Origin of the sequence: Microcoleus sp. BM001215392, assembly GCF_036700185.1 — a bacterium.
Taxonomy (GTDB): domain Bacteria; phylum Cyanobacteriota; class Cyanobacteriia; order Cyanobacteriales; family Microcoleaceae; genus Microcoleus.
The window spans coordinates 1-24,366 of the sequence record NZ_JAUBOJ010000060.1; the positions used below are offsets into that span (position 1 = coordinate 1).

A 24,366-nucleotide genomic window follows, 5' to 3' on the forward strand; every position below is an offset into this window, starting at 1 on the left:
GACTGTCGGAATAGATGATAATGTAATAAATCCCAGTCCTCTTTCAGAGGACTTTCGCTATGAGACAGGGGTTGAAAACCCCTGTCGGACTGTCGGAATATCGGAGAATCCAATTTACAAAATTTCAACTAATCTACAACCAATGATTAACCCGATAAAAATTGCCAGTTATCCATTTCCCTTACGTGTAATAATTTTCCTATTAATCTTAGCAGCAATCTGGCTACCGCTAGCCGCACCAATTTATCTCTTAGTTAAAGATAGCAACCTAGCAACCATTCTGACAATGGGATTGCTGTTTACCGAGTTTTTGTTTCTACTTCCGCGCTGGGGAAAACAGGTTTACGGACAAACGCAATTGCTCAAAAGTTACGGTTTAGTGAATACGCGACAAAACGGTTTTGAGTTTTTGACGGGATTGGCGATCGGCATTTCGATTACTTTCACCCTGTTTTTGGTGCAAGGGCTGCTCGGCTTTGTCGCATGGCAAAATTCTCATAATTTGCCGAAAATCATCGCAGAAGGGCTATTAAGCGCCTTGGCAGTCGGTTTTTTCGAGGAGTTGATATTCCGGGGTTGGTTGTTCGATGAGTTGCAGCGGGATTACAGTTATCCGATGTCTGTGCGGGCGAACAGTCTGGTATTTGCCCTATCTCATTTTATCAAATCCGTGGAGGGAATGCTGCGGACTTGGCCTCAGTTTCCGGGGCTGTTGTTGCTGGGTTCGATACTGGTATTGGCAAAGCGAAGCCGTCAAAATCGATTGGGTTTGTCGATCGGGCTTCATGCAGGTTTAGTCTGGGGATACTATATAATTAACGTCGGAGAGTTAGTGCGATATTCTGGCTCTGTCCCGGATTGGGTGACTGGAATTAACGGCAATCCGTTGGCTGGTGCGATCGGGCTATTGTTTTTGAGCGTGTTGGCTGTGGGAATGCGAAAATCAGTCAGTAGTCAGTAGTCAGTAGTCAGTAGTCATCAGTCCTGCCGTCATCAGTCATTAGTCATTAGGGAAAATTCCCAATTCCCCATTCCCAATTCCCCATTCCCAATTCCCCATTCCCAATTCCCAATTACCTATGAAACTCACAATCTTTGCCGCAGCCATACTGCTAATTAGTGCCTGTTTTTCATCTCCTGTAAAAGCACAAAAAACCGCACAAGTCAAGCAAAATAATTCTTTAGTTCAAGTCCAGCCAACCCGCGAACAAATCCTCAATGCTTGCGTGCAGAATCAGGCGGAAACTCTGCCAAATCCTTTCACCGATGTGCCATCAAATCACTGGGCTTACAAAGCTGTTTTAACGATGTATTATTGCGGCGCTTACCGAGAAGCAACTGCGCCTGCTTTAATTCAACAATTGCTGGAATCAACACAAACAAATTGACTGTCCCGCATTTCATCTGCGTTAATCCGCGTTCATCTGCGGTTTAAAAAAAACAAAAACCGCAGATGTCAGGCAGATAAACACAGATAAACGCAGATAATTTCAAGATTATTTGGGAATGAGTGCAAGAGGTTTATTCTCAAAACTGAGCCCGAACTGTAAACGAATAATCGCCCCCTGGTTCAAGCTGATAATCCCATTTCTCCAGAAAACGGTGCAGCGGTTCCTGAATCAATGCCCTACCCTGAGAGGGTTCAAGAATTAGTGTTTTTTCTTCCCTAAAACGCCATTGAAAGTGCCACTCAAAACTGCCGGCAGTCACTTCACCTTCAATCGTGCCTTTTAGCCAAGATTGACCCGTAACTCGGACATGGGCTGTAGTTTCAGGCAAACGTCTCGAACTCACCTTTTTGTTTCCGCGTTTGTTTCTATAATGGTACGATTGTTGTAAAGACTCATGCTTTTTTCTATTCCTTGCTGTAGGCTTAGCTCGATCGCCTCTACAACCAATTTCAGCATCTTCTCTACTAACTGACTTTCCTCTGAGGAAAATTTTCCTAACACGAAGGAAATCGTATCTTTATCATTTTTAGCAGGATCGCTTTGAGGTTTACCAATCCCTATCCGCAACCGGGGAAATTTGTCTGTCCCCAAATGAGAAATTGTGGATTTCATGCCGTTGTGCCCGCCCGCTGAACCGGCTAGCCGCATTCTCATTTTGCCGATCGGCAAATCCATATCATCGTATACTACTAACACAGCAGGCGCAGGTATTTTGTACCAATCCGCCGCCGCCCGAATCGATTGGCCCGACAGATTCATGTACGTCAGCGGTTTGAGCAACCGGATTTTCTGTCCGCGCGGCCGATTTCCCTCGCCGAAGATGCCTTGAAATTTGCGGTTTTCTGCCCAAGAAATCTGCCAAGCTTGAGCCAAAGCATCCACTGCATTAAAGCCGATATTGTGTCGCGTGCGATCGTACTTTGGTTCTGGATTCCCCAAACCCACAATTAGCTGGGGAATCACCAACTCTGCTGGAGTTTCCGACTTTTGAGTGTTGTTCATTTAACTATCTGCGGTATCTTCCGAAGCCGCCGCGAGTTTTTCCGGTTCCGGCTTTTTGTTTGCGACTGCTTCTTCTAACTGCTTAGTTTCCCGCGTAAACTCCGACTCAAAATCCCGCGAAGCATCCTGAAAACTCCGCAGTGCTTTCCCGAAACTGCGACCAATTTCTGGTAACTTTTTTGGGCCGAATACCAACAGCGCGATCGTGAAAATTACTGCCATTTCCGGCAAACCAATGCCAAAAATATTCATTTTGTTTCTCCTGCAATTTGTTTAATTAGTTAGCATTTAATAACTAGCCTGTAACGGGAAAGGGCAAGGAAAAATGGGAAAACTTAGCTTTTACCCTTTCTCCTCTACCCTCAGCTTTTAGTGTTAGCCTTACTTTTCGGTGCTCAAATTTTAGCGGCCGAGACTCGACCAATCAACATCAACATTCTCTAGAATCAGAGAAGAGTTGTAGATTTGCAAAATAATCAACAAGAACACGAAAAACAGTCCAATGAAAACGCTCATCAATAGTGTGGTTCCCCAACCGGGGGCTACCTTGCCGTATTCTGAGTTAAGGGGTTTGAGTCGGTCTCCCAACCAAGTCCGTTGTGCCATAAGTCACCTGCAATGAATCTCTACACAAAAGTTTGACATATTTCTAGCCCTAATTGCGATCGCAATTTCTCAGATCCCCGACTCGGACACTCTCCCCCTCTCCCTCTCCCACTCCGAGGCTGCCATACCGTACCGCAGCTCAAATTACTAGACTTTTAGACGAATTGTTATTTTTTGTAATATTATAGAGGGGATAACTCATAATCGCTCCTCAATATGGAACCAGCAGCAGTTCTCGGCATTTCTCTCGGTATGTGTCTGGTGGCAATCACCGGTTTCTCGATCTACACGGCTTTCGGCCCTCCTGCTAAGGAATTGAGAGATCCTTTTGAAGAACACGAAGATTAAAGAAGAAGGAAGTTCGGCAACGGATTTTTTAACGTATGTAACGGATGGAAGGCAGTTCGGCAACGGATTCTGTAACGGATGGAATAGGGAAGAAGGGAATTTTTTATTGTTTTCCTCTTCTTCCAATTCTCTGCCTCGTGGATCTTCTTTTACCACGATGCGATCGAACTTCTGCGTGGCGCGATCGACCGCAAGCCTCCCAGTCAATGCTATATTTTTCAGAAATACAGTAAATCTATATTTGAGCAATCTATCTTCCAGTTAAAGTAAAAATTATCAAATTTCAGGCAAAAGCATCATGGGCAATAGCTTTGGGCATTTATTTCGGATATCGACGTTTGGGGAATCTCACGGCGGGGGTGTGGGAGTAGTAATTGATGGTTGTCCGCCCCTAGTGTCGATCGATGCTTCGTTCATTCAAGCGGAACTCGATCGCCGCCGCCCCGGCCAAAGCAAAATTACGACACCCCGCAAAGAAGCTGATACCTGCGAAATTCTTTCCGGGGTGTTTGAAGGCAAAACTCTGGGAACTCCGATCGCCATTTTAGTCCGCAATCAAGACACTCGTCCCCAAGATTACGGCGAAATGGCCACAACCTACCGCCCTTCCCACGCTGATGCTACCTACGATGCTAAGTACGGCATTCGCAACTGGCAAGGCGGAGGTCGATCGTCGGCGAGAGAAACAATTGGTAGAGTAGCAGCAGGGGCGATCGCCAAAAAAATTCTCTTCCAAGCCGCAGGCGTGGAAATAGTCGGCTACGTCAAACGTATCAAAGACTTAGAATGCGTCGCCGACCCAGACACTGTTACCTTAGAACAAGTAGAAAGCAATATCGTCCGGTGTCCAGATGCCGAATGTGCCGATCGGATGATTGAACTGATCGAAAAAGTGCGCGACAGCGGAGATTCGATCGGCGGTGTCGTCGAATGCGTCGCCCGCAACGTACCCAAAGGTCTGGGAATGCCCGTATTCGACAAACTCGAAGCTGACTTGGCAAAAGCGATCATGTCATTACCCGCTAGCAAAGGCTTTGAAATTGGTTCGGGCTTTGCCGGGACTCTACTTAAGGGCAGCGAACATAATGATGAATACTATACTGATGAACAAGGTGCAATTCGTACAGTAACGAATCGCTCAGGCGGAATTCAGGGTGGCATTGCTAACGGTGAAAATATCATTCTGCGGGCGGCTTTCAAGCCAACTGCGACAATTCGACAGCAGCAGCGTACAGTTACCCGAGAGGGCGAAGCAACGCTGCTAGCGGCAAAAGGACGGCACGATGCTTGCGTTTTGCCAAGAGCTGTGCCAATGGTGGAAGCAATGGTAGCTTTAGTTTTATGCGACCATCTGCTGCGCCATCACGGACAATGTGGAACCTTAAAGTCTGAATTTTAAAATGGAAATCAGCTTGTCCTCTGTAGTGGCAAATCCCGTTGATTGCCCTCAACCCTCCGAAGCAATAAAAGGTATAGATGATTTTGTAGTACAGTTCTGGGGCGTGCGGGGTAGTGTTCCGACACCAGGAGCGGAAACTGTTCGCTACGGTGGCAATACTTCTTGTTTGGAAATGCGAGTCGGTGGAAAACGCTTGATTTTTGACGGCGGAACAGGCTTGCGGATGCTGGGAGACCAGTTGCTGCAAGAAATGCCGGTGCAAGCTTATATGTTTTTTACTCACTATCACTGGGATCACATTCAAGGGTTCCCGATGTTCGCCCCAGCTTTCATCCGCGGCAATAGCTTTGATATTTATGGGGCAATTCCCCCGGATGGAGATTGCCTCAAACGGCACTTCGTCGAACGGGTTCTGCACTCGAATTCGCCGGTGCCGCTGATGGGTTTGCCGGCCGATCTGACTTTTCACGAGATCGATCACAACCAGACGATGATGCTCGATGATATTGAGATTAGGACGGGTTCTCTGAATCACCCGAATACTGCTATGGGATATCGGGTGACTTGGCAGGGACGTTCTGTTGTTTATTGTTCGGATACGGAACATTTTCCCGATCGAATCGATGAAAATGTTTACAATTTAGCCCTCGATGCTGACGTGCTGATTTACGACGCGATGTACACAGACGAGGAATATCACAACCCCAAGTCTCCGAAGGTGGGTTGGGGACACTCGACTTGGCAGGAAGCGGTGAGAATGGCTAAGGAAGCCCGAGTCAAACGGGTGGTGATTTTTCACCACGATCCGGCTCATACTGACGATTTTCTCGATCGCATCGCCGAAGATGTGCAAATCGCGTTCCCCAAGGCTGTTATGGCCCGCGAAGGTCTGATTTTGCCGATCGGCTTCTGAATTTTCGTCGGTACGGTCGATCGATCCTACTTTGGTCAAACCATCATTGAATGTGGAGCCGGTCTCGCCGCCTGCTCCACATCTTTTTTATTTGTAGCAAACACTCTGAGACCATGGTATAATTCTGGCCTAGTAACTTTTTAGGAATAATATTTAAGGTTTTTTTCATTGTTTGACAGGCTCTTATTTGAGAAGATCGAGCACGCATTAGCAGTTGGCGATGAGTCAGCCGAGTCGATCGCATCGAGTCTTTAGGTGCGATGATTGGCTTTGTGTAACAGTCACAGATTTAAATATGCTGGCGGTAAAAAATATCTAGTTTGGCAAGGTCTGAGACTTTGGCGAAGTGCGGCGACACAACTAACGTCGCCACTAAACCAAAGTAAAAAATTATGGCGACGTGTGATTATCTGCGATCGAGTAATGACGCATTTGCCCGATAGCTACCGCAAAACGCACAGTAAGAAGTAAAATAATTGGAGGATTGACTCCGGCTCCTAGGTAAAAGTTTTGAAGGTCAACAAACATGGCGAGGCTCCGCAAGAGATCCCTCTGGCACGAGGCGCCACAGGTGGCAGCAGACTTCCTGAATCCTTGTGACCTATTAATTCTTTGAGTAATTATTCAAGATAAAAGCTGAGGTTATAGTTACCATAAAACATAAGTACGATGCTTTTTTCCGATCGTGAATATTGGCAAATCTGAAAAGCCGGTCTGAGAGCTTTTCGCTACAATCTGAGAGATTTTTCAGCAGTCAATTTCACTCAAAATAAAGAGATCGTCGCTCTTTGGTTTGGGACTAGCTGCAAGCAAAGTGAAAGTTATGACTTGACTATCAAAATGGGAAATTTACGTTTTAGATCCTCAGCTAATCAATACAGATGGATTGCCTTAGGCAGTTTTGCTGTAATTATGGGTATTTCAGGGGCCCTTGCCTACCGCCTAGCTCCGCCACCCGGATTCATGGCTCAAGGCACTCTCACTTCTAACAATCCGCCAGTAAAATTTTCGAGCACGGGCACGACAATTCTCAAGCAGGGAGAGCAACTGACTCCAGATGTCCTGCTAGCAGATAATGTTGTCAAAGCAGTGGCAGATGCAGTTAAGCTGTCGCCTTCTCAAGTTCGACAAAATGCTAGCGTCCAGATTTCTAAGCCGGAACAACCGCTAGAGATTGCTGTTGGGTATCGCTCGCTCGATCGGCAGCAAGCAGTGCAAACGGCGGATATGTTGATGAAGGGCATGGTGGAAAAAAGCCGCCTGATTAACAGATATCGCTGGCAATCAGTCAATCAAACCCTCAACCAACGCTTGGCACAAGTCACTCAAGACCTGAAACAAGCTCAGCAAAAACTCGACCAATACGAAAGAGAGCGCGCTCGCCTGTTGCAGCAAATGAAGCTTCAGCAAGACGTTTACAACAAAACTCAGCTTGCGATGGCGGATACGCAAGCCTCGGAAAAAGAAATGGTGAGCAGTTTGGCTGCTGCTACAGCGCCGCAAATTGTGGCGACGCCTACGAGCGATCCGACTGTGCCTCTGATTTTGGGGGTTGGCCTGCTGTTAGCGATTTTGGTCAGCCGCGGTTTGATTCCTTCGGTGGCAGATTGGCAGAACAAAACAGCTTTTCAGCGAGAAGAGAGCGAAAGGCTCCAAAGTGCATTGTACCGACTGATCAAAGAAGGCAGCGGCGAAATCACTCTGGTGCGGTTTGCGATGGAGACGCGGCTGTCGCCGGATGTCGCCCAGCGTTTTTTGAACCAACAAGCAGAAGTCTTTAATGCCAATTGCGAAATTAAAGACGACGGCAGTATCTTGTATCACTTCCACATTTAAAGGACGCGCGCGAGGGCTCACGCCCCACAAAACACCAAAAGCCGATCGAGCAACAAGCTGCTCGATCGGCTTTTGGTGTTTTGGGCAATTAGCTAAAAAATATTTGATTTTTGTGTTCTACTCGCCTCTATGTATGTATAATTGAAAAAATCAGTAAATCTACGGTTGTTTTTTACCTGAGTTACGGCATCGAAGGCGAGTTCTCGTTAAATCTTTCTTAGGGAGTAAGTCACCTCAGTATAAATGCTGTAGTCTTAAAGGAGAAGTTGTTGGGGTACGTTACATAGTTTCACAGAAGAAACTCGCTCGGGCAATATCCTAGAACAAACTCCCAGCCTTCCAAGCTTGCGTTTTCACATTTAACTCTTACAATCACCTGTTGAGGCACAACTATGATATTTGGCATAATTGGTTCTTCTTTCGTAGTTTACTTTCTGCTAATGTCGATCGCCAATTACGGCGACACAGGAATGTAGACTATTGAAGGCACTCATGTACTCTCGACAAAAGGCAGCAGGCAAAAAAGCAGTTTCACAAAATCTGTAAAGTCTGAGCCTCGGACTTGTGTGTCGTCGTGCACGCGACAGGCAATAAATATACATGGATGAAGGAGTCGTTAAGTACCGCTGCGACTGGAAACAGGCAAAACCCATATCTGCTGAGGACATAGCGGATTTGATAGACTGGCGCGATCGGCTCCACTCGTGGGGACTAATTGGCGTCTACGAAAATGGTATTGGTTTCGGCAACATCAGCGTCAGGCTGGGCAATTCTTGCCAGTTTGTGATTTCCGGCACCCAAACTGCACACTTGCGGGGTATGGGGCCAGAATCGTACTGTACAGTAACTGAATTTAACTTAGAACAAAATTTCCTCGGCTGTCGGGGCCCCGTACCAGCTTCGTCGGAGTCGCTGACTCACGCGGTACTCTACCTTCACAGACAGGAGGTGGGGGGGATAATTCACGTCCACAATCCTCAACTGTGGCAGCAACTACTGTTTAAAATTCCTACTACTAGAAAAGAAATACCTTACGGCACTCCCCAGATGGCTTGGGAAATGTTGAGACTGTTTGAGGAAGAGAATTTAGCAGAGCGCAAAATTCTGGCGATGGCCGGTCACGAGGACGGAATTATCTGTTTTGGTAGCACCTTGGACGAAGCGGGAAAAGTGCTCTCGGCGGCGATCGGTTAGACACGAGATTTGTCACCACCCTACAGAAAAAGCTCAGAAACCAGGTTGGTTGACCAAGACGGACGAGAGTTTTCAGACCCAAGCGATAGGTAGCTAGAAACCAGGTTGATACAAGTTTTGCAACCACAGACAAGAAATTAACTCAACCGGGTCAGGTTTGTGGGGTCAGAAAGTCGGCAAAGATCAAACAGACTTTGACGCCGGATGTGAGGTAGAATATGGGGTGAACTTTAGCCGGCGTGTCGATCGCTCGCAGCTTGAGAAGTTCAAAAGTTTTAAATTGCCTCTTGCCTCTGGGCTAAGGCAAAGATATTTTAAAGAAACACAATTTATAGCAAAAGCTGAGAGTCATCGTGAATCAAACTAAACTTGTAAGCTCAAAAGAACTGCAATCAGAAGTATCTCGTCTCACCGAAGAGCTGCAAATGCGAGACCAATTGGTGCAGCAGTTGTCTCAAGAACTTTTTAGGCTGGTAAAGGGAAATTCGAGTTTTGTGCCGACACCAGAAGTCTCAGACCGCCACCAAGCTCAAATGCAGGCGATGCGGGAACAACTGCAATCTGTGGAAGAACAGGTAAGTTTTTATCAAGAACAAATCGCCGATCGGGATACGGAGGTTTACCAACTGCGTCAATCGGTGCAAGAATTGACCGATCGCTCTAGAATGCTCGAACAAGTGGTGCAGGAATTGCCAGGAGTTTACCGCCAGAAGTTCGCCGAACGGATCGAGCCGATTAAGGAAAAATTGGATCAACTGCAAAAGGAAAACCGCCAATTGCACACCGAGTTACAAAGCGTTACTTACCGTCTGGCGGTACGCAATCGCAAGGCGAAGGGGCTGGATCTGCCCAGCGTCGATCCAGAGGACGATCGCGGGATTCAAATGCCGAGCTTTGGTAATGTCTAAGGTTTTGATTGTAGCCGGTGGCGACAAAACCGCGGCCGATATTCTCAAGGTTTTGTCGGAGGCGATCGCCTCATCAGATCCTGTAACAAAAGTTGACATCTGTGGAGTTGCTGAACTCAATTCTGGCGAACTCGCCGATAGTGGGGCGATCGTTTGTCCTTTGACGCTGGATGTAGCGCCAAATCTGGTTTTTCCGGGTCAAGATGTGTTTAGATTTAGCGCCAATGTGTCGGCGGCGCGCGATCGAGTCGCCGAGGAATTGCTTTTTCCCGTCGGCGATGGCAATTTTTGGCTGCCTGTGGTGTTGACAGCCAGGGGGCCGCTGTATGCTGAGGCGATCGCTGGGGAATCGGACAAGTTGTCGGGCGAGTTGAGCTACTCTCAACCGCTGCATTTGTCTGATGTTTGGCGACAGCAGTTGTACGAGTTGGCTTTCGGGTTGCTGGATCTTTTAAAGGCGCCGCCGGCGACTTATTTGATGCAGTTCGGATTCGTTGGGGACAGGATTTGTTTCGATCGACTTTGGCCTTTTCCGGCTGCACCTGCGATCGCTTCTGTCGGCGTTCAAGTCCCAGATTTATTCGTCTGTCATTGGTATTGCTTGACAAATAAGCCTATTTACGATCTGCAAATTACTTCTTTATGTTCGAGCGTTCGGACTTTAGTCCTCTCATGACTAATGAATAAGGAATAAAGTCCGAACGCTCGAACCTAATTATGGGCAATTAACGGGAGATAGTATAATTTTTATTAAGCAACTAAAGCGGGAGTTTGTATTGAAATAACTTGCTCTAAACTGTCAAAAATTTCAAAGAGTTGGTCGAGTTGAGTAATTTCAAATATTAGCCTGACTGTAACTGAGAGGTTGCAAATAACCAGGCGGCATCCCCGGTGGCGGGCGGCGTTGAGTCCGCCGACTAAGGCACACAAGCCCGAACTGTCGATAAAATCTACGTCAGCCATGTCTATTACCCATAGTTTGTAGCGATCGGGCAAAATCTCGGCTAGCTGTTGCTGGAGGAGGCTTCCTGCTTGGGAGTCGAGGCAGTTGTGAGGTTGCAGGATGATATGTTGGTTGAAGTTGGAAAATTCCATAGCAGTTATCCTACGATTGTAAAGTATGAATAAGTGAATTCACTTGCTGAAACGTCTCAACCAGCATCAGCGGATTTTAGCTAAGGTTTGTAGGATGCACGATCGCCCTGACGTGGGAATCGCCCTGGCGATCGATTGAGTAGGATGACTCTCCGGCGGCGGGCCGAACCCAACCGCAACAATTCTCGATTTATCTATAATGCTCTGAAGGGTAGTTTTTTGTTGAGCGGGCGATCGCAAGTGTAGTGTGTTTTTCATCACAGCGAAAGATTGCACTATTGGCCGAATCGAGCCAATATATAAAAGTATTCAGCTTTGCAAAAGTTTACGAAGGCAGCATCCAATGTCTTTTGAGTTTTTATCGTTAGAGACTATTCAGCAATTTGCCCATGATTACGGTTATTGGGCAATATTTCTGGGAATTTTACTGGAAAATCTGGGAATTCCTCTCCCAGGTGAGACGATTACGATTGCTGGCGGGTTTTTGGCTGGTAGCGGGGAACTGAATTACTGGTACGTGCTTGGAAGCGCGATCGCCGGTGCGACTGTGGGCGGAAATTTTGGTTATGCGATCGGCAGATACGGCGGCTGGCCCCTACTGCTGAAGCTGGGAAAATTTTTCCGTTTTCGGGAAGAACAACTGTTTGACTTAAAAGAAAAGTTTAGCGAAAATGCAGCTAAAGCCGTATTTTTGGGTCGTTTCATCGCACTGCTGCGAATTTTTGCCAGCCCCCTAGCGGGTATTGCAGAAATGCCTTTCTGGAAATTTTCGCTGTTCAATGTTCTGGGTGCAGCAAGCTGGGCATCTGTCATGGTAAGTTTGTCATACTTTTTAGGACAGGTTGTGTCTTTGGAGAAGTTGGTAGCTTGGGCCGCTCAATTTGCTGTAGTTGCCTTACTTTTAACAGTTGCTTGGATTGCAATTCCTATTTGGTTGGAGTCGCGGAGTTTGGACAAGACTAAGTAAAATTAGTTACCGATTGCTGGTAATTGTTTAAAATCAATTAGTAGGGTGCGCAATGCGCACCTTTTCCCGAACACAATTAAATAATTATGTAGGGGCGGGTCTTACCGAGCATAATTGCCTCAAATCAACAATCTCATAAACCCGTCCCCGCGCCGCGGTAAATAGCCATCTACCTCTTTCAAAATACAAGGGGCGTGTTTTGAATAAGTCAACTTTTTTCCTTCGAGTCAGCTCGCTAAACCCGCCCCTAAATTTATAAATAGGTATAAATCATGGGATACACTACAATCTTTGACGGCACATTTCATTTAAACAAACGGTTATCAGACAGCGAAGCTATTTACTTATTAGAGTTTTCTCGAACCCGACGGATGAAGCGAAATCCGGCGATTTTGCAAAGTATTCCCGATCCAGCAAGAGCAGCAGTTAATTTGCCTGTGGGCGAAGAAGGCTGCTATTTTGTCAATCAAAAATGGGATGAAGATTCGGAAGTTTCTGTTGTTAATTACAACCGCCCGCCCAAGACTCAGCCGGGATTGTGGTGTCAGTGGATTCCGACTGCTGACGGCGGGGGGATTAAATGGAACGGTGTGGAGAAGTTTTATGATTATATCGAATGGTTGCAATATATTATCAACAATTTTATTCAACCTTGGGGTTATGTTTTGAGAGGCGAGGTGAATTGGCAAGGGGAAAGGGAAGAGGATGTGGGTATGATTTGGGTTGAGAATAATGTGATTATTTCGCCCGAGGGTGCAGAGGAATTGTTGAGATATGCGGTATCGCCAGTATCTGTGCCAAAGTTTGTTTGGGATTGTTTCAAGACAATGGAAGCGACGGGATTTTCGTTGAGTGATTGGAAGGAGGTAATTGATAAAGCTGTGGAGTTGGGACACGGGGAAGCAGCACTGTGGATTAAGCCTAATTTTGACAAGTATTTTGATGGTATGGAGCGCGGTTTTGAGTTTGAAGGAGAGGTAATTGAAAGCACAGATGATGAGTTCTGATCGGTAGTTTCGATTTGACTTACGCATGGCGGCTCATCACCTTTGTTTTTTACGAAATACTTCGTTGTCGGAAGCAGATTCGCCTAAAAACCCGGTTTCTTTAGTCCTAGTGCGTCCTGGACTATATAATTGTAAGTACGATCGCACGAGGATGTAGCATGACAACATCAACAGACATTCGCGAAGAAATAGTTAAGGACAAAGTTGAGGACAAAGTACAGATTCATTACTCTCCTGAAGAGTATTTAATGCTGGAAGAGGGGGCAAAATTTAGAAGTGAATATCAGGATGGCAGGATAATCCCTATGACAGGCGGAACACCGAATCACAATCAAATAGCTGGCAATTTCTATGGTGCGCTGAATTTTGCTACCAAAGGACAACCTTACCGAGTATTTATAAACGATTTGCGTTTGTGGATACCGTCCAAGCGGGTTTATACTTATCCTGATGTGATGTTGGTTGCTGGTACGTTGGAGTTGGCGGAGGGTAGGAAAGATACGATTACTAATGCGGTGATGGTGGCTGAGGTTTTATCGGAATCGACGGCGGACTATGACAGGGGCGGCAAGTTTAAACTTTTTCGTTCTATTCCTAGTTTTCGGGAGTATGTTTTGATCGATCAATATGAAATGCACGTTGAACAGTTTGTTAAGATGGATGATAATAAGTGGGTTTTGTCTGAGTATGACGGTGCTGATGCGGTGTTGAAATTGAGTTGTGTGGAGTTTGAGATGTCGTTGGGTGATATTTACGATCGCGTGGATTTTGAGTCTGAATCTGAGGGGTGAAGGTAATATTTAAATTGCCAATCTCCGGGCGATTGGAAATCGCGTCTACACAAACAAAGTCCGCCTGCGCGGACTGGGAGAATCAAGTAGAATTTGGCAATCATCATGACGGCTATTACCTATAATATCGGTCAAAAATGGGCTGTGACTCTTTGCTGCGAAGCAGAAGAAAAACTGGAATTGAGAGTTGCAAAAATTCTTGAGTATTTAGACAAAAATTATCTTTTAAAGCAATCGGTAATATCGGATATTGAAGCTACGGGCAGTTACGGCAATTGCTGGACTGCGCGGTGTAATAATGAAGAAATATTTCAGGTATCTACTTCTGATTTATTGGAGGTAATGAGGGAAGAAGGTCAAGTTATTGAATTAGATGCTAGTTCGATAAAAGATGACGAGGAATTGTTTAAAATATTGATTCGAGATGGGGTTTCAATTGATTTACTTGGCAGCGGGGAGATGATGCCGCTGAAGGTTTTGGGGAAATATGTTTATGTTGACAAAGAACTGTTTATGTGGTAAATGACGTGGGGGCGATCGCACTTCAAAAACCTGTTCACTATCCGTCAAAAAGTGCTGCGAACAAATGAGAGGAAGTGCGATCGCAATTATTTGGCGTGTTTGCTGAAAGGCGATTGATTACTAAAACCCAAAGAATTTAGTAATCAATGGTAGTAGATTATTACAGAATTCTAGGAATTTTGTCGCTTGTGGTACACTTTTCATAATTCGTCCGAGCATCCTATCTGCTGTTTTGGCTTTCTCCTTCATTCCGCCATCATTAGGATTTTGAGCAGCTTTAGCTAACTCTTGTACTTGTTCTAAAGCATCCTTTTTGTCGTCTTCACTTAAATTTAAATCCGCTTCAATTGCTTCTTGGAGTTGGGTCAGTAACTCTTTGATTCCGGGTCGATCTTCAGAAGATGAAGGTAACTCGTTTATAGCGAATGAAACATTTCCTCCAACGTGACTTGATGAACTGCCTTCAATCTTACCTGTCGTAACAGAACCTCCAACGCTTCCTCCGACTTGAATTTTACCTTGTTCATCTTCCATTATTCCCTCCTAATTTGATTGATATTTGGATAATACTGTTATTTTTAGTCGTTTCGCGAGACATCTCTTCCAACGTAACTTGATGAACTACCTCCAATATTACCTGCTGTGACAGAACCTCCAACACTTCCTTCTATTCGGATCGATCGATCTTGTGCATGGATTATATAAGTACCTTCTTCATTACTTTCCATAAATTTGTATAAAACTGAAACTACATCTTCTAAACCTGGCATATCGCTAGTAATAAATACTGGGGACGGAGAACCTGAATTAAGGTATAATTTAAGACCGTACTTTTTGGGTTGTGAAGTGTTTGCAGAAAATCCCCATATTGCTAATAAAACCAGTATCATTCCCAATATTCTCCAACTCGAATCAGGAATATTGGCGCAAAAAAGTCCAATTACAAACAATCCTAAAATAACTTGTATTGGGTATAGATTTTCATTTTTAACAGGGGCTAACCCAAAACCTGTGACGTTGCGAAACTGATAGACATCTGAACCAAATCTAACTGTTCGGTTAGTAATTTCTATCGTGGTATTCCTGATCGGTTTGTCAGTATCTTGTGGCAATATGTTATTGGCAGCCATAATTACTCCTTTCCAAAAAACAGCGAAGCTACCAATTAGCAAGCATCTATCTTAGACCTTCTTCAATCAGGTTTTTAAGACGGCTGGTGGGTGTTATTGGCATTGACATCGGTGTGTGTTTAGAGATATAATAGCAACTCTATATCAGGTTCAACAGTGAGAAAAAGTAACAAAATAGTAATAAAAAAGTAAGATTAGCTCCTGTTGCGGTATAATCTGTACTAATCTTACCTTAACGCTCCGCTAGTAAGGGACTTTAACACATGACCGTTGACGAAGCCATCACGATCGCAGAAACAGCCCTTAACTACGATCGCCTCAACAAAGTTCAAGAGTTAGTGTTTCGTCAATCCTGGGAAGGGCGGTCTTATAAAGAAATTGCAGCCAGTGCTGAATATGAATATGATTATATCAAAGATGCTGGTGCCAAATTATGGAAATTACTCTCAAAAGGACTTGAAGAAAAGGTTAAAAAAGATAATCTCAAGTCGGTTATGAAGCGATACTTACGGCGAAATCAAGTGAGCGTACAGCGAAATCTGACGATCGAAGTTAATCTCAGCGGCGCAAATCTTAGTGGAGCAAACTTAAGTGGAGCCGGACTATTTGCAAACTTAGTGAAAGCTGATTTGTGCCAAACGGATTCACACAAACCAATCGCACCGGATGACAATACAGCATCATCTGAAGAAATCACAGATATTGAAGATGAACAAAATCAGGAAACTCAGGCTGACTCAGAAAACGAAATTAACTGGAACGGTTTTTGCTTTCACTGCGACGCACAAGTGAAAATTGCCGAAATACTCGATCGCACTTCCACTCTCTTCATCCCCAACTCCCAACTCCGACTCGCCACACCGGAAGGGAGACAGAATTTAGAAGCTGACTTTCTGATATTTTATCAAGGTAAATTAGGGATGCTGAAAATTGACAGCGAATCATCCCATCAAAATGCAACAGAAGATGAAATGTGCGGGCTTTCGGTAGATTCCGGCATCAGTCTTGTCAAGCATTACCACGCTACCCGATGCAGCGAACAACCCGATTTAGTTGTGCAGGAATTTTTGGAAATATTGAGTCAGGCATAACTATGATACCAAATCCTGCCATAATATCCATTCTATTCTTCAGTCCGCGCAGGCGGACTACCCTTCGGGAAGGCTAACGCCTACGTTTGTGTAGTCGCGATTTCAATCGCCGAGTGATTAAAGTTTTAAATCTGCTTTTAACTGTTGTAAGTCTATTGTTTCTCCCCTCTGGGCTTGTTGAATCCCCGATCGCAAATCAGCCATAAATTCGCGATCCGAGAGAATTTCTATGGTTTCTAACAGAGATTCAAATTGTTTAAAACTGAGCGCAATAATTGCCGGTTTCCCATCCTTAGTGATGATAGCTGGCTCTGCTGCTAACTCATCGGGCCACTTTGGCAGTTGTTGTTGCGCTTCTGTAATTGTCAGGTATTTTGGCATATTTGCAGCGGTTGAGTTTTATACTTATTATAGCATGATTAATTCAGCACAATATCTTCATTGGTAAAGATTACATCCTCATAGATAGAATCCATGCTAGCGCGAAAGTCAACGCTAGCTAAGTGAATTTCACTTCCTTCAGTATAGGAATACAAAACCCACAAACCTTCAGGATTTCGGCGGAAACACTCCACCCGCTGCCGCTTTTGACTAATTAACACATACTCCTGAAGCGTTTCTAATTCTTGATAATCAGCAAATTTATCTCCGCGATCGAATGCTTCAGTTCCTGTTGATAAAACCTCGATAATTAAACAAGGATGTCTTTTAAAAGATTGAAATGCTTTGTCCCGTTCATCGCACGTTACCATCACGTCGGGATAGTAGTAAATATTCTTAGATTGAATCCTAGCTTTCATGTCTGACATATAAGCACGACAGCCACTACCCCGAACATGATTTCTCAAAAGTGCAAATAAATTTCCAGCAACTGTCACATGAGCATCACTTGCACCTGCTATTGCGTAGGTTTCGCCCTGAATATACTCATGTTTAACCTGGCTGAGTTCTTCTAATTTCAGATACTCTTCCGGCGAGATGTAATTTTGGCTTTGATTTGCAATCATTGGCTTTATATTGAGTTTTTATGATTGTAGATTCCCACCACTTTTATTATAGTAGACTCACTCTGTTTTCAAGCTAGCAATCTGTTGAGCAAACCACATAGCTGCACTGCTAGCAGAAACCGGATTTTTGGTTCTGCGTGGGTAAGTTCTAATATCGATGAAAAACCCGGTTTCTTTGGTATCGCTCCAGGACTGCAATTGTCAATTAGTTGCACAGTCCGCCGGGGGTTCAAACCCCCGTCTCATAGCGAAAGTCGTCTCAAGACGACTGAAAAACTTAGATCGAATCGGGTTAATTCGAGAACTCATGAATTATTCAGTCCTCTTTTAGAGGACTTTCGCCCGACGCCAGGGGTTTAAACCCCTGGCGGACTTATGCACTCTACGTGCTAATTTTTAACCCCGATTTTTCTCCGACCAAATGCGAGTTGGCAATCCCCAAACGTAGACAAATCCTTCGGCTGCTTTGTGGTCGAATTCGTCTTCTGCGCCGTAGGTTGCTAAGTCGAAACTGTACAGCGAATTTTCTGATTTGCGGCCGACAATTGTGGCGTTTCCTTTGAACATTTTTAGGCGCACGGTTCCAGTTACTCGCTTTTGCGTGTCCTGAATAAATGCGTCTAAAGCTGTTTTTAAAGGGTTGTACCAAAGGCCGTTGTAAATCATTTGGCTGTAGGTTTCTTCGATCCCGCGCTTGTATCGCGTGACATCTGCTGTCAAGGTCAAACTTTCTAAGTCTCGGTGCGCGTGCATCAAAACTAAAATCGCTGGTGTTTCGTAAATTTCCCGCGATTTAATCCCGACTACACGGTTTTCAATCATGTCGATGCGCCCGACTCCGTGATTTCCAACTATTTCGTTGAGTTGGGTAATTAGGGCGACTGGTGCTAATTCTTTGCCGTTTAAACTGACTGGTTTTCCGCAGTCGAAACCGATTTCGATATATTCGGGTGTGTCGGGAGTTTGTTCGATCGCCTTTGTCATCAAAAACACCTCTTCCGGCGGTTCCGCCCAAGGATCTTCGAGGATGCCGGCTTCGATCGCCATTCCTAACAAATTGCGATCGATACTATAAGGCGAAGACTTCTTCACCGGCGACGGAATCCCGCATCTCTCACCGTATGCGATGGTTTCCTCGCGGCTCATTTTCCATTCCCGCGCTGGTGCTAAAATTTTAATCTTGGGATTGAGTGCGCCGATCGACACATCGAACCGTACTTGGTCATTTCCCTTACCAGTACAACCGTGGGCGATCGCATCCGCACCGTATTTTTCGGCAGCTTCTACCAACAATTTAGCAATCAGCGGGCGGGCTAGCGCCGTAGACAGCGGATACCGATTTTCGTAAAGCGCGTTAGCTTGAATTGCTGGAAACGCATAATCTTTGACGAATTCTTCGGTAGCATCGATTACCAAGGATTCCGAAGCACCTGATGCTAAAGCTTTCTTGCGGATAGGTTCTAATTCATCTCCCTGTCCCAAATCCGCAGCCAGAGTAATTACCTCTTCGACTCCCCACTCCTTCATCAGGTAAGGAATGCAGACAGAGGTATCGACTCCGCCGGAATATGCTAACACAACTTTTTTAGCGCGACTCATTGCTATTTACATCCTGAATTTAAGTCACATCTTGCACCACAAGCCATAATTTCGCTGCGGGCGGGCTAACAGTGCCCTCCCCCCAATAAAATTTAATTATTGTCGAACAGGCCAGAAAGCCTGTTTTCGAGAATAGTGCAAGATATGACGTTTAACCGACTTTTCATTATGCACCTAATTGACCTCGATTCTTGTCAGAAATAGTACAGATTTAGATATTATTTTTTTGCTCAACTTGCCTATTCCCATGAGGACTTGCTGCGAAAAATCTGCTACCGTGGGATACGGTAACTGTGGCGATGGGGTAAAGCCGTGTTTTTTAGTGTTGTGATTCCGACGTACAATCGTAAACCGATTTTGGCAAAATGTCTACTGGCTCTGGAAAATCAGCATTTCGGTAAGGATGTCACAGATTATGAGGTGATTGTAGTCGATGACGGCTCGACGGACGGAACGATCGAGTGGTTGGCCGCAGATGCCGAGTTTTTGCCGCACGTGCGATCGATCTGTCAATCTCACCAAGGCCCCGCCGCCGCCCGGAATTTGGGCGTTGAAAATGCCAAGGGCGAGACAATTATTTTTATTGACAGCGATTTAGTCGTCACTGAGGATTTTTTGCGATCGCACGCAGATGCTTTGCTACAGGCTTATCGAGATACTGATGCGGTTTTTACTTACGGCAGCGTGATTAATACTTGCAATTTCGACAATCCCACCTCGGAACCTTACAAAATAACTGATTTTTCGGCGGCTTATTTTGCGACGGGAAATGTCGCCATCGCCCGTCACTGGCTGCTGGAAGCTGGACTATTTGACAATCGCTTTCAACTGTACGGATGGGAAGATTTAGAATTGGGCGTCAGATTAAAAAAATTAGGTTTAAAACTGATTAAATGTCCGCAGGCTGTCGGCTATCACTGGCATCCACCTTTTAATTTACAGCAAATATCGGGGATGATCGACCGAGAAATTCAGCGCGGGAGAATGGGAGTTTTGTTTTATCAAAAACATCCGAGCTGGGAAGTGCGGCTGATGATTCAAATGACTGTTTTGCACCAAATACTGTGGGGAATTTTATCTTTGGGTGGGATGCTCAACGAGCGCACAATGAAACCTTTTTTGCAGTGGTTGATTGACCGAGGTCAACCGCAGCTTGCTTTAGAAATTGCTCGGATTTTTCTAAATTGGTATAACGTGAAAGCTGTGTATGCTGCTTACAGTGAATTGCAGCCAGATCCAAAAGTGCTGTAGGTTAGGCATCCGGCACAAAAAAATATAATATCTTGTAGGAGATTTTTTAGGCTTGTGTAGTTGCCGAAATAATAAAGTAAGTAGAAATACTTAAAAAACACAAGTACCATCACCCCGGTAAATCTAGGTGAAACCGAATTCTCAAGCCTATAAAATTTTTATGTTTAATAAAAATTGTCTGATTATCCGGCGATTTTAGCCAACATGGCGCGGGCGAGAGTGTCACAGAGTATAATTACTGAGAATAATTATTTTTCAAGTTAGGACTTACGCTCATCAACCGGGTTACAAGTAAAAAATGGGCGGTTACTCACCGTTATATCTAGGCGGAAACCGGGTTTCTGGCCTCAGCGTGCCTTTGGGACTAAAATTGAAATGATGCGGGGAAAATTTTGCTCCCCGTTAACATACCTATAAAAGTATAATTTACAGCTTAATTCATTGATTAAAATAAGTAAAAACCGATTGTGACAGTTGAGCGTGCGGAATCTAAATTTTATAAATATCGGCTGTTGTTTAGAGTTACCCAAACATATATTTTGAAAAATAAAAAATATTTTTAGAAAGTTCTGATACAATTACTACACATAATCAAGGGTGCGCTATCTTGGCGAGCGATCGAACAATTCCACTACCGTGGCCTGAAAGAAAGGCTGATAGCGCGATTTATGCTGCAATAGCTGACAAAAATTGCATACAGTCACAGAACGACCGCCTGGGCTATAAAAACAGGATGCGGAGCTGATTTAAACTTATATTTATTACTCAATCAAATCGGCGCCATAAATCAACATCTATCGAATTTGATTCCTGCAAGCTAATAGTTCGCTCTCCAAACACTTGTGGAATTTAATGTATTTTTAGACTTGATTAACAAATAAATAATGGGCTGGGTAGGTAACTCATATCATATGCAGATTAAAAAACTCAAGAAAATTTATTAAAATTAGCTACTTAGAAACTTAATAATATGAGAGGCGTTATTGTGAATAAATCCGACAGAAAATACGCAACAATACAAACACTTGCATCTCAAAAAAGTGGTTTAAAACAAAATATTTTAATGGTTGACGATCACCCAGAAAGCTTGCGCCTTTTATCCCAGGTTTTGTCGAAGCGGGGATATAAAGTGCGCCCGACACGGGACGGTCAATTGGCTCTCAACTTTGCTCGCTCAACTCCACCAGATTTGATTTTGCTGGATATCATGATGCCGGGTATGGATGGCTATCAAATCTGCCAACAGCTAAAATCTTATCCGCAAACCAAAGATATTCCCGTAATTTTTATCAGCTCTTTAAATGAAACATTTGATAAAGTCAAAGGTTTTTCGCTGGGGGCGGTAGACTATATTACTAAACCATTTGAAACAGAAGAAGTAGTAGCTCGCGTCGAAAATCAACTGCTTATGAGTCGGCTTTCTCAGCAAGTTTTAGAACAAAATGCGCTGCTGGAAGCAGAAATAGAAGAACGCAAGCGAGTCGAAGAGCAACTTCGAGAAAGTCAGCACTGGCTGTCAGCAGTAATTAAAATGAATCCTAATGTTTTGTACGTTTACGATGCGATCGAACAGCGGACTCTGTATCTCAATCGCGAACTTTATACAGATATTGGCTACTCGCTTGGTGAAATCCAGCAAATGCCAGCAGCATTTCTGCCTAACTTAATACACGTTGAGGATTTGCCGGCATTCTCAGAACATATGACCAGGATTGAGACAGCAAAAGACGGTGAAAGCTTTGAGTTTGAGTACCGAATCCAGCACAAAAACGGTGAATATCGCTGGTTCTTGAGCCGGGATACGGTGTTTGTCAGAACAGCGGATGGCCAACCTTGGAAAATTCTGGGAACTGCTACTGAAATTAGCGATCGCAAACAAGCAGAATTCGAGTTGAAAACAGCTTTAGCTGCTTTGGAACGGCAAATCAAGCAAAGATTTTTGCTAGAAACAATTAGTCTGGAAATTCGCTACAGCTTAAAGCCGGATCAAGTTTATCAAACAGCGGCGGCTCAAATCGGTCGAGTTTTTAATGCCGATAGCTGCTTGATTCACACCTACACTGAACATCCAATTCCCCGCATATATTGTATGACTCAGTACAGGAAGTCTGAAGCTGGTTCAGTTTGCGATATAGTAGAAATTCCGGTGCAAAAAAATCCTCACGCTCAATTGGTTTTGTCTCAAGATAGACCTGTAGTTTCTGACGATGTTTTTGCTGATTCATTGCTCGATAATGTTAGTGATTTGTGCCGTCAAATAGGTTTGAAGTCAATGATAGCCATCCGCACTTCCTACCAGGGAAAAGCCAACGGCATGATGTGCTTGCATCAGTACGATGAGCCCCGCCACTGGACGCAAGATGAGATCAGATTATTGAAAGCTGTGGCCGCACAGATGGGAATTGCGATCGCCCAAGCCAATCTTATCGAACAAGATAAACAGCAGCGACTTAAACTCGAACAGAGCGAAGCTAGTCTAGCAGCAGCCCAGAAAATTGCCCGTATCGGCAATTGGGAATTTGATATACTCACAAATAAAAATATTTTGTCTGAAGAAGTATTCCGCATTTTTGGTTTAGACTCAACTAAACCAGAACCGACATATATCGAACTTGTACAGATGTATCATCCCGACGACAGAGAGTTGTTCCAAGAAACAATTAGCCTCGCTATCTCACAAGGAACTTCCTACAAAAAAGAGCTGCGAATTTTGCATCCTGGCGGTCAAATCCGATACTTGGAAGCAAGGGGAGCATCTGTTTTTAACGAAAGAGGAGAAGTAATTAAACTGTTGGGAACAGTCATGGATATCACCGATCGCAAACAAGCCGAAGCAGCCTTGCTTCTTAGCGAAGAACGTTTTTATTTGGCATTTGAAGGCAGCGCGATGGGATTGTGGGATTGGAATCTTTCCACGGGAGAAATCTATTTTAATTCGCGGTGGAAAACGATGCTGGGATATGAAGTAGAGGAGGTAGAAAATAATTTCGCCGGGTGGGAGAAACTGGTACATCCAGACGATGTGCGTCCGGCTACAGCAGCGCTAAATGCTCACCTAGCAGGCAAAAAGCCGACGTACGAAAAGGAATTTCGGATGCTGACAAAATCCGGCGAGTGGAAGTGGATTTTGGCTCAAGCTAAGGTGATGGAACGCGATCCTCTGGGAAATCCTCTGCGGATGACGGGCACGCACATCGATATTAGCGATCGCAAACAAGCCGAAGTAGATTTGCAATTTAGCGAACAGCGAGAACGAGAAAAAGCCCACGAGTTAGCACAAACTCTGGAAGATTTAAAAAATGCTCAATCCCAGCTTATTCAATCGGCAAAAATGTCGAGTATCGGGCAAATGGTAGCGGGAGTTGCCCACGAAATTAATAACCCGATCAGCTTTATCTACGGAAATATTATTCCAGCCGGACAGTACGCTCACGATTTGGTAAAATTGCTCCAACTTTATCAGCAAAACTATCCTGAACCAGTTGCCGAAATTGCCGATGAATTGGCAGAAATAGAAGTGGATTTTATCGCTGAAGATTTTCCTAAAATTATGGCTTCAATGCAAGGAGGTGCTAACAGAATTAAGCAGATTGTACTGTCTTTGCGAAACTTTTCGAGACTGGATGAAAAAGAACTCAAAGTAATCGACATTCACGAAGGGATAGAGAGCACCTTGGTGATTTTGCAGCACCGATTGCAGTCACAGCCACAACGTCGGGAAATTCAAGTTATTAAAAATTACGGCGAACTGCCAAATGTCCAGTGTTATCCGGCGCAATTAAACCAGGTATTTATGAATTTGCTCTCCAATGCGATCGACGCTGTGGAAGAGTCATCGGCTAACTGTAATGACAAAGATAATCAGATTTGTATTGTTACTGAAATTTCCAGCCAAAATCAAGTGTGCGTGCGGATTGCTGACAGCGGGCCCGGTATTCGTCCCGAGGTTCAGTCAAGGATGTTTGACCCATTTTTTACTACAAAGCCGATCGGGAGCGGTACTGGTTTGGGATTGTCGATTAGTTACCAAATCGTAAAAAATACCCACGGCGGTAAGTTGTGGTGCCATTCTGAAGTTGGCCGGGGAACAGAATTTGCGATCGAACTACCGATTTCGCAAAAAGTCAAAAGTAAAATAGGTTTGTAGTGAGGACTTTAGTCCTTCTTTCGGGAGCATCTCATTGTTGCAAAAAATATTTTTTATTGTAGTGCGAGCGTCCTCGCTCGCGAGTATTATACAGCTCGCGAG

The 24,366-nt window shown here is 44.5% G+C and carries 27 protein-coding genes; 16 read left to right on the forward strand and 11 right to left on the reverse strand.

Features of this window, described 5'->3' with window-relative positions; all coding sequences use genetic code 11:
- Window positions 1-142: 142 nt before the first annotated feature.
- Together QT974_RS09575 and QT974_RS09580 are read left to right on the forward strand one after the other, a co-directional pair.
- Window positions 143-961: a CPBP family intramembrane glutamic endopeptidase gene (locus QT974_RS09575; protein WP_442933169.1), complete on the forward strand. Its 819-nt coding sequence runs from the start codon at window positions 143-145 to the stop codon at window positions 959-961.
- A gap of 118 nt (window positions 962-1,079) precedes the next feature.
- Window positions 1,080-1,388 carry an S-layer protein gene (locus tag QT974_RS09580; RefSeq protein WP_333468273.1) on the forward strand — a complete coding sequence of 103 codons (309 nt, stop codon included), beginning with the start codon at window positions 1,080-1,082 and terminating at the stop codon, window positions 1,386-1,388.
- Window positions 1,389-1,527: 139 nt separating this feature from the next.
- Here the strand turns inward: QT974_RS09580 and QT974_RS09585 are convergent, their stop codons facing one another.
- The 4 genes from QT974_RS09585 to psbH all read right to left on the reverse strand — a co-directional run bounded on the left by QT974_RS09585 (window position 1,528) and on the right by psbH (window position 3,059).
- Entirely contained in the window at window positions 1,528-1,794 is a 267-nt protein-coding gene (locus QT974_RS09585; RefSeq protein ID WP_265234869.1) for a DUF3146 family protein, read from the reverse strand.
- Entirely contained in the window at window positions 1,791-2,453 is a 663-nt protein-coding gene (gene pth / locus QT974_RS09590; protein WP_333468274.1) for an aminoacyl-tRNA hydrolase, read from the reverse strand. Before pth ends, QT974_RS09585 begins: the two co-directional genes overlap by 4 nt.
- Window positions 2,454-2,705 (reverse strand): TatA/E family twin arginine-targeting protein translocase, encoded by a 252-nt coding sequence (locus QT974_RS09595; protein WP_333468275.1) that lies wholly within the window; start codon window positions 2,703-2,705, stop codon window positions 2,454-2,456. It lies immediately after the preceding gene.
- Between the two features lie 150 nt (window positions 2,706-2,855).
- Complete coding sequence (gene psbH / locus QT974_RS09600) at window positions 2,856-3,059, reverse strand: photosystem II reaction center phosphoprotein PsbH (protein WP_293127124.1); 204 nt, start codon at window positions 3,057-3,059, stop codon at window positions 2,856-2,858.
- A gap of 216 nt (window positions 3,060-3,275) precedes the next feature.
- Here psbH and psbN point away from each other — a divergent pair, with 216 nt between their 5' ends.
- The 7 genes from psbN (at window position 3,276) to QT974_RS09635 (ending at window position 10,333) form a co-directional block, all read left to right on the forward strand.
- Window positions 3,276-3,407: a photosystem II reaction center protein PsbN gene (gene psbN, locus QT974_RS09605; protein WP_193971847.1), complete on the forward strand. Its 132-nt coding sequence runs from the start codon at window positions 3,276-3,278 to the stop codon at window positions 3,405-3,407.
- 298 nt (window positions 3,408-3,705) lie between these two features.
- The gene (gene aroC / locus QT974_RS09610) at window positions 3,706-4,806 is read left to right on the forward strand and encodes a chorismate synthase (RefSeq protein ID WP_333468276.1); all 1,101 of its coding nucleotides are present in this window, start codon (window positions 3,706-3,708) and stop codon (window positions 4,804-4,806) included.
- Between the two features lies 1 nt (window position 4,807).
- Window positions 4,808-5,719, forward strand: a complete 912-nt coding sequence (locus QT974_RS09615; protein WP_333468277.1) for an MBL fold metallo-hydrolase — start codon at window positions 4,808-4,810, stop codon at window positions 5,717-5,719.
- Between the two features lie 840 nt (window positions 5,720-6,559).
- Window positions 6,560-7,555 carry a hypothetical protein gene (locus QT974_RS09620; RefSeq protein WP_333468278.1) on the forward strand — a complete coding sequence of 332 codons (996 nt, stop codon included), beginning with the start codon at window positions 6,560-6,562 and terminating at the stop codon, window positions 7,553-7,555.
- Between the two features lie 600 nt (window positions 7,556-8,155).
- Window positions 8,156-8,749 carry a class II aldolase/adducin family protein gene (locus tag QT974_RS09625; protein WP_333468279.1) on the forward strand — a complete coding sequence of 198 codons (594 nt, stop codon included), beginning with the start codon at window positions 8,156-8,158 and terminating at the stop codon, window positions 8,747-8,749.
- 353 nt (window positions 8,750-9,102) lie between these two features.
- Window positions 9,103-9,657 carry an Npun_F5560 family protein gene (locus QT974_RS09630; RefSeq protein WP_333468280.1) on the forward strand — a complete coding sequence of 185 codons (555 nt, stop codon included), beginning with the start codon at window positions 9,103-9,105 and terminating at the stop codon, window positions 9,655-9,657.
- Window positions 9,650-10,333 carry a hypothetical protein gene (locus QT974_RS09635; RefSeq protein WP_333468281.1) on the forward strand — a complete coding sequence of 228 codons (684 nt, stop codon included), beginning with the start codon at window positions 9,650-9,652 and terminating at the stop codon, window positions 10,331-10,333. Before QT974_RS09630 ends, QT974_RS09635 begins: the two co-directional genes overlap by 8 nt.
- A 74-nt stretch (window positions 10,334-10,407) precedes the next feature.
- Here the strand turns inward: QT974_RS09635 and QT974_RS09640 are convergent, their stop codons facing one another.
- Both QT974_RS09640 and QT974_RS09645 read right to left on the reverse strand, forming a co-directional pair.
- Entirely contained in the window at window positions 10,408-10,752 is a 345-nt protein-coding gene (locus QT974_RS09640; protein WP_333468282.1) for an STAS domain-containing protein, read from the reverse strand.
- Window positions 10,753-10,818: 66 nt separating this feature from the next.
- Window positions 10,819-11,010 (reverse strand): hypothetical protein, encoded by a 192-nt coding sequence (locus QT974_RS09645; RefSeq protein WP_333468283.1) that lies wholly within the window; start codon window positions 11,008-11,010, stop codon window positions 10,819-10,821.
- Between the two features lie 85 nt (window positions 11,011-11,095).
- Between QT974_RS09645 and QT974_RS09650 the strand changes: the two genes are divergently transcribed.
- The 4 genes from QT974_RS09650 to QT974_RS09665 all read left to right on the forward strand — a co-directional run bounded on the left by QT974_RS09650 (window position 11,096) and on the right by QT974_RS09665 (window position 14,039).
- Entirely contained in the window at window positions 11,096-11,719 is a 624-nt protein-coding gene (locus tag QT974_RS09650) for a DedA family protein (protein WP_333468284.1), read from the forward strand.
- Between the two features lie 272 nt (window positions 11,720-11,991).
- Window positions 11,992-12,726 (forward strand): hypothetical protein, encoded by a 735-nt coding sequence (locus QT974_RS09655; protein ID WP_333468285.1) that lies wholly within the window; start codon window positions 11,992-11,994, stop codon window positions 12,724-12,726.
- A gap of 158 nt (window positions 12,727-12,884) precedes the next feature.
- Window positions 12,885-13,517 (forward strand): Uma2 family endonuclease, encoded by a 633-nt coding sequence (locus QT974_RS09660; RefSeq protein ID WP_333468286.1) that lies wholly within the window; start codon window positions 12,885-12,887, stop codon window positions 13,515-13,517.
- Window positions 13,518-13,622: 105 nt separating this feature from the next.
- Window positions 13,623-14,039, forward strand: coding sequence for a hypothetical protein (locus tag QT974_RS09665; RefSeq protein WP_333468287.1), 417 nt, complete (start codon window positions 13,623-13,625; stop codon window positions 14,037-14,039).
- A 120-nt stretch (window positions 14,040-14,159) separates the two neighbouring features.
- On the opposite strand, the gene QT974_RS09670 is transcribed toward QT974_RS09665, so the two are convergent.
- Both QT974_RS09670 and QT974_RS09675 read right to left on the reverse strand, forming a co-directional pair.
- Entirely contained in the window at window positions 14,160-14,573 is a 414-nt protein-coding gene (locus QT974_RS09670) for a hypothetical protein (protein ID WP_333468288.1), read from the reverse strand.
- Between the two features lie 44 nt (window positions 14,574-14,617).
- Window positions 14,618-15,169: a DUF6232 family protein gene (locus tag QT974_RS09675; RefSeq protein ID WP_333468289.1), complete on the reverse strand. Its 552-nt coding sequence runs from the start codon at window positions 15,167-15,169 to the stop codon at window positions 14,618-14,620.
- A gap of 263 nt (window positions 15,170-15,432) precedes the next feature.
- On the opposite strand from QT974_RS09675, the gene QT974_RS09680 reads away from it, so the two are divergent.
- Window positions 15,433-16,260 carry a pentapeptide repeat-containing protein gene (locus QT974_RS09680; protein WP_333468290.1) on the forward strand — a complete coding sequence of 276 codons (828 nt, stop codon included), beginning with the start codon at window positions 15,433-15,435 and terminating at the stop codon, window positions 16,258-16,260.
- Between the two features lie 117 nt (window positions 16,261-16,377).
- Here QT974_RS09680 and QT974_RS09685 read toward each other — a convergent pair whose 3' ends face one another.
- The 3 genes from QT974_RS09685 to QT974_RS09695 form a co-directional block, all read right to left on the reverse strand.
- Entirely contained in the window at window positions 16,378-16,641 is a 264-nt protein-coding gene (locus QT974_RS09685; RefSeq protein ID WP_333468291.1) for a type II toxin-antitoxin system Phd/YefM family antitoxin, read from the reverse strand.
- Between the two features lie 38 nt (window positions 16,642-16,679).
- Window positions 16,680-17,267: a Uma2 family endonuclease gene (locus tag QT974_RS09690; RefSeq protein ID WP_333468292.1), complete on the reverse strand. Its 588-nt coding sequence runs from the start codon at window positions 17,265-17,267 to the stop codon at window positions 16,680-16,682.
- 396 nt (window positions 17,268-17,663) lie between these two features.
- Window positions 17,664-18,866: an argininosuccinate synthase gene (locus QT974_RS09695; protein WP_333468293.1), complete on the reverse strand. Its 1,203-nt coding sequence runs from the start codon at window positions 18,864-18,866 to the stop codon at window positions 17,664-17,666.
- 312 nt (window positions 18,867-19,178) lie between these two features.
- Between QT974_RS09695 and QT974_RS09700 the strand changes: the two genes are divergently transcribed.
- Entirely contained in the window at window positions 19,179-20,117 is a 939-nt protein-coding gene (locus QT974_RS09700) for a glycosyltransferase family 2 protein (protein WP_333468294.1), read from the forward strand.
- Between the two features lie 1,063 nt (window positions 20,118-21,180).
- Complete coding sequence (locus tag QT974_RS09705) at window positions 21,181-24,264, forward strand: PAS domain-containing protein (RefSeq protein WP_333468295.1); 3,084 nt, start codon at window positions 21,181-21,183, stop codon at window positions 24,262-24,264.
- Window positions 24,265-24,366 lie beyond the last annotated feature (102 nt).

Coding starts and splice junctions, on each gene's coding strand:
- QT974_RS09615 (WP_333468277.1), top strand. CDS start 4,808: ATGGAAATCAGCTTGTCCTCTGTAGTGGCAAATCCCGTTGATTGCCCT.
- QT974_RS09645 (WP_333468283.1), bottom strand. CDS start 11,010: ATGAAAAACACACTACACTTGCGATCGCCCGCTCAACAAAAAACTACC.
- pth (WP_333468274.1), bottom strand. CDS start 2,453: ATGAACAACACTCAAAAGTCGGAAACTCCAGCAGAGTTGGTGATTCCC.
- QT974_RS09625 (WP_333468279.1), top strand. CDS start 8,156: ATGGATGAAGGAGTCGTTAAGTACCGCTGCGACTGGAAACAGGCAAAA.
- QT974_RS09690 (WP_333468292.1), bottom strand. CDS start 17,267: ATGATTGCAAATCAAAGCCAAAATTACATCTCGCCGGAAGAGTATCTG.
- QT974_RS09575 (WP_442933169.1), top strand. CDS start 143: ATGATTAACCCGATAAAAATTGCCAGTTATCCATTTCCCTTACGTGTA.
- QT974_RS09580 (WP_333468273.1), top strand. CDS start 1,080: ATGAAACTCACAATCTTTGCCGCAGCCATACTGCTAATTAGTGCCTGT.
- QT974_RS09705 (WP_333468295.1), top strand. CDS start 21,181: ATGGTTGACGATCACCCAGAAAGCTTGCGCCTTTTATCCCAGGTTTTG.
- QT974_RS09660 (WP_333468286.1), top strand. CDS start 12,885: ATGACAACATCAACAGACATTCGCGAAGAAATAGTTAAGGACAAAGTT.
- QT974_RS09695 (WP_333468293.1), bottom strand. CDS start 18,866: ATGAGTCGCGCTAAAAAAGTTGTGTTAGCATATTCCGGCGGAGTCGAT.
- QT974_RS09620 (WP_333468278.1), top strand. CDS start 6,560: ATGGGAAATTTACGTTTTAGATCCTCAGCTAATCAATACAGATGGATT.
- QT974_RS09650 (WP_333468284.1), top strand. CDS start 11,096: ATGTCTTTTGAGTTTTTATCGTTAGAGACTATTCAGCAATTTGCCCAT.
- QT974_RS09655 (WP_333468285.1), top strand. CDS start 11,992: ATGGGATACACTACAATCTTTGACGGCACATTTCATTTAAACAAACGG.
- QT974_RS09635 (WP_333468281.1), top strand. CDS start 9,650: ATGTCTAAGGTTTTGATTGTAGCCGGTGGCGACAAAACCGCGGCCGAT.
- QT974_RS09675 (WP_333468289.1), bottom strand. CDS start 15,169: ATGGCTGCCAATAACATATTGCCACAAGATACTGACAAACCGATCAGG.
- QT974_RS09670 (WP_333468288.1), bottom strand. CDS start 14,573: ATGGAAGATGAACAAGGTAAAATTCAAGTCGGAGGAAGCGTTGGAGGT.
- aroC (WP_333468276.1), top strand. CDS start 3,706: ATGGGCAATAGCTTTGGGCATTTATTTCGGATATCGACGTTTGGGGAA.
- QT974_RS09640 (WP_333468282.1), bottom strand. CDS start 10,752: ATGGAATTTTCCAACTTCAACCAACATATCATCCTGCAACCTCACAAC.
- QT974_RS09595 (WP_333468275.1), bottom strand. CDS start 2,705: ATGAATATTTTTGGCATTGGTTTGCCGGAAATGGCAGTAATTTTCACG.
- QT974_RS09685 (WP_333468291.1), bottom strand. CDS start 16,641: ATGCCAAAATACCTGACAATTACAGAAGCGCAACAACAACTGCCAAAG.
- psbH (WP_293127124.1), bottom strand. CDS start 3,059: ATGGCACAACGGACTTGGTTGGGAGACCGACTCAAACCCCTTAACTCA.
- psbN (WP_193971847.1), top strand. CDS start 3,276: ATGGAACCAGCAGCAGTTCTCGGCATTTCTCTCGGTATGTGTCTGGTG.
- QT974_RS09665 (WP_333468287.1), top strand. CDS start 13,623: ATGACGGCTATTACCTATAATATCGGTCAAAAATGGGCTGTGACTCTT.
- QT974_RS09680 (WP_333468290.1), top strand. CDS start 15,433: ATGACCGTTGACGAAGCCATCACGATCGCAGAAACAGCCCTTAACTAC.